Genomic DNA, 3,753 nt, shown 5'->3' with positions numbered 1-3,753 from the left:
TTTTATCCTTTATTTTTTAATTATCTTGCAGAACTTCCTTGGAATCGGAGACTTTAGTTTAATGCCAATGAATTAGCGAGGCTGAAGCCATCGTTTCCTTATATGCCATCTGCATTTTCGGAATCGGCGTGTTCACACCCGAACTATTTATATTCAAAAAAAGCTTAATTCATTGGCATTGGGCTGAAGCCATCGGTTCCTACTCTTCCAAGGATTCTAATTATCTTCCCAATTGTTAAACTTTGTAAATTTTTTACAAATTACAAATTTAGAGATGGCATACCTCTGATTACTTGAGAGTTGCAGTATCGCTCGTATATAGTCAGGCAAAAAGTGGTCATACTTAATCTCCAATATAAATTGGGGTTTCTCTATCACATCTATTGTAGGAACATCCTTGTTAAACATATCAGTTCTCATGAGACCACTCTTTAGATGCTTATCAAAAGTTATTCTTATATTATTCAGATTTGAGATATAAGCCTCTCTAACATAATCCACTATAACATCAGGTTTTAGTCTTTTAGCCACCATATTAAAATAGAACTCATTAAACAGAGTGTTATCTGAACGCCTTAAAAACTCAATATCATTATCAATTATCATATCAAACTGCTCTCTTGTAAGTGATGCTGACTCCTTATGTATAAATTGACCAATTCTTGATTTTTTTTCAAGTTTGATTACCTTGTCACTTATGTTATACGCTCTTATTCTAAACTTCTCTCTAGTAAGCACACCAGCCTGTTTCTCATACAAAGCACTGTTTTTAACATCATCAAAATAGAGACTTCTGATATGATAATCACCACTCTCATTGGAGTATGCATCTCTTTTCAGGACTGCTCCCAACCTTCTGCGAAGAGACTCATACTCAAAGTAGTTGATATAGTATTTAAACTCATGTCTAAAAGTTTTTAAATTACTCATACTCAATCCAAACCTTTTTATCTAATTTTTTGAAAATATCTACTCCATTCATGCTCTCCTCCTCTATCGTTTGATTAATATCCAATTTATAATAGTGAGATTGAACCGTCTTTTTAATCTTACTAGAAGGGGTCTTCTCATTAATATTAAAAACAGATGGGTGTTTAAATATCTTCTTTTTTTGATACATCTCTATAGAGATATTGTTATCTATATAACTGTTGCTATAGAGGTAGACCTTTGACTCATCTTTCGCTGTAATTGCACTTCTATTGTTTCTGAAACTATTACCATTTATCAATGCCAATGTATTTTCACCTATAGATATACCTTTATCCAAAAAGTTACTAAAGTGGTTATTGTTGACCAATATTTCTGAACCACTAAAATCGAGTCCATCACCATTACTATCCATAGGAATAGTAACTCTATCAAAATTTTTAATCAGTGATTTTTCCATAAATCTATTATCTCTTACCACACCTTTACAAAAATCCAAATCAACTTGGTCAGCCATATTGGCATTAAAGATATTTCTCTCTAGTAGAATATTTGCATTTTTGATATTGAGACCATCATCTGCACTATTGTGATGGATATAGCTATCTTTTAACTCCACACGCTTATGGTTATAGAGTGCCAAAGCACCAGATAGGTGAACACCATTGATAAATGTTTCACTTCCTCCATATATCTCCAAGTGATTTACTCTGCACTCTGTCTCTCCATCGCCAATAGAAGAAAATGTACCAAATGGTCTATTTTTCTCACTATTTCGTACTATAACAGGCTCCTCTTCTGTTCCTCTAATATCTACTCCACCATAAACAATCACACTTTTACCCTCTGCAATCTCAATTAATGTCCCCTTTTCGATGATTAAATCATAACCAAAAGGGAAAACCATATCTTCTAATATTTTATAATTTCCTTTAGACCATTTTAAAGTATTATTATATCCTTTTATTAATCCTAAATTATTATTTTTACTTAAAAATTCATCAATAGATATATCGTGGTCTCTATACAAATCTAAATCACTGTTTATAGAGGTATATGTGTTTATTTTGGAGAGTTTTTTACCAGTTAGTATATTGGTTGAGTTGATTTCTACATTTTTAATTTTAAACTCAACATTTGAGACTATCTTATAGTGTTTAGGATTTAGTTTTGGTTCCAACTTCTCATCCAAAGAGAGCATATAGTTAGTCTCTTTAAAAAAATCACTTATATCAGCAGTTATATTTCCATCCTTTTTTAAAAAAGTTGAAAACTCCATACTTTTATTGTTCTCATCTATAACATATACGCTATCTATCTTCTCTTTGGAGTCCAAATCTATACTAAACTTATCAATCTTTAGACCAACATTACTATCAGGATTTATGGTCAACTGGTGTCTTTTTTTATCTATAAGTTTTAAGTCAATAAAAATCCTACCATATTTGATATAGTTCTCAATAATATTCATATTTGATATTAGATTTTTCCTCTTCCCATTTATCACAGACAGACTAAATCTTCCTGACAATTCATTTGTGGTATCTGTTAAAATAAGTCTATTATTTTCGCTATTGATACTCTCAAACATCTCCAAGAGTTCATCTTTTTTCTCTATAAGTTCCCAAAGATATTGGTTTCTCATCTCTCTAAACTCATTGCTCTTGGTTAACCTATAAAAGAGGTCATCTTTTGTAGAGTAGACACCCTGTGAAGCTTCGGATAATCCCATTGCTCTATCAATAGTTTTGAAATTATAGGTTGGTAATGCCTTTAAGCTATTCTCTGTTCTATAATATATGGAGAATCTACCCGATGAAGTGTTGTATAAAAACTTTATATTATCACCCAAGATAGAGTGTCCAGCGTCATAACTTATTGCTCTTAGTGCTTCATGTTTGGCAAAAGTATCTACATCAATTAGATGTTTAATATCATTAAACTGGACTGAACGCATGAGTTTTGAATACTGCTCTTTCTGTCCAATATTTTTTTTACTTATATAGTTAATCTCCAAATTACTATCTAGGTCTTGAAAAATAGTCATATGGTTACTGTTAGATTGATGATTCCACTCATCAGACCTCTTTACTATATCTACACCTGATAGACCATTTTTCTCTAGTAGCTCTTTGCCAAGTTTCTCTTCAAGAAAATACAACCCTTGACTAACCCCATTGATTTTTAGTATGACTGGAAATGATTGTGGAGTCAAGAGATTAAGTCTACTGGCTATTTTATTTGAAAAAATTGATATACCATTATATGAGTCTGGCAGAAGTAGATTAAATCTTCTCATACCTCTGTAGAAACTCCTGTTTTTACTTTTTATTTTAATTGAAAAAGCTTTTTTATCATCGATGAAATTTGGAAAATCCGTACCATGCAGTTTGATTTTAACTTTATATTTCTCTCTACCGATATACATAGTCGTTTTTTTATAGAGATTGATATGGTCTGACATATAGAGTCTATAGAGTTGACTGCTCTTCGCCTGCATAACCCTCTGCACCATATCTGACATCAATTTATGTTTCATCGTTATGTTGATAACAGGCAAATCAAAACTATTTAATGCTCTCTCACCTTTGAGAGGGTTAATATCATCAACAATCTTCATCAATCTATTTGATTTCTCATAAAGCTTAAATTTATCATTAGTCTCGCTGTCTATTTTCCACGGCATCGTTATCATAACGCTATCACTATTATATAAAATCGTAGCAACAACGATTGATAGGATGGTTAATATTTTTTGCTTAAAAGACATATCTACTCCCCCGTTAATTTACAACATTATATAATAAATTTAATTAGATTTAT

At 31.5% G+C, this 3,753-nt stretch carries 2 protein-coding genes; both read right to left on the bottom strand.

The genetic code is table 11. The annotated features are described in order from the left end of the window. Window positions 1-216: 216 nt before the first annotated feature. On the bottom strand, window positions 217-930 hold the full coding sequence (locus GSY74_RS06955; protein ID WP_164664382.1) for a polyphosphate polymerase domain-containing protein: 714 nt from the start codon (window positions 928-930) through the stop codon (window positions 217-219). Further along, the gene (locus GSY74_RS06950) at window positions 923-3,700 is read right to left on the bottom strand and encodes a CotH kinase family protein (RefSeq protein WP_164664381.1); all 2,778 of its coding nucleotides are present in this window, start codon (window positions 3,698-3,700) and stop codon (window positions 923-925) included. The genes GSY74_RS06955 and GSY74_RS06950 overlap by 8 nt, the downstream gene beginning before the upstream one ends. Window positions 3,701-3,753: the final 53 nt, after the last annotated feature.

Source organism: Sulfurovum sp. bin170 (genome assembly GCF_010892395.1).
Classification (GTDB): domain Bacteria; phylum Campylobacterota; class Campylobacteria; order Campylobacterales; family Sulfurovaceae; genus UBA1140.
Note: the sequence above shows the minus strand (reverse complement) of the source record. Positions and strands in the feature narration are given on the sequence as shown.

Excerpts from the sequence above, each read along its gene's own strand:
- GSY74_RS06955 (WP_164664382.1), bottom strand. The coding sequence starts at position 930 with ATGAGTAATTTAAAAACTTTTAGACATGAGTTTAAATACTATATCAAC.
- GSY74_RS06950 (WP_164664381.1), bottom strand. The coding sequence starts at position 3,700 with ATGTCTTTTAAGCAAAAAATATTAACCATCCTATCAATCGTTGTTGCT.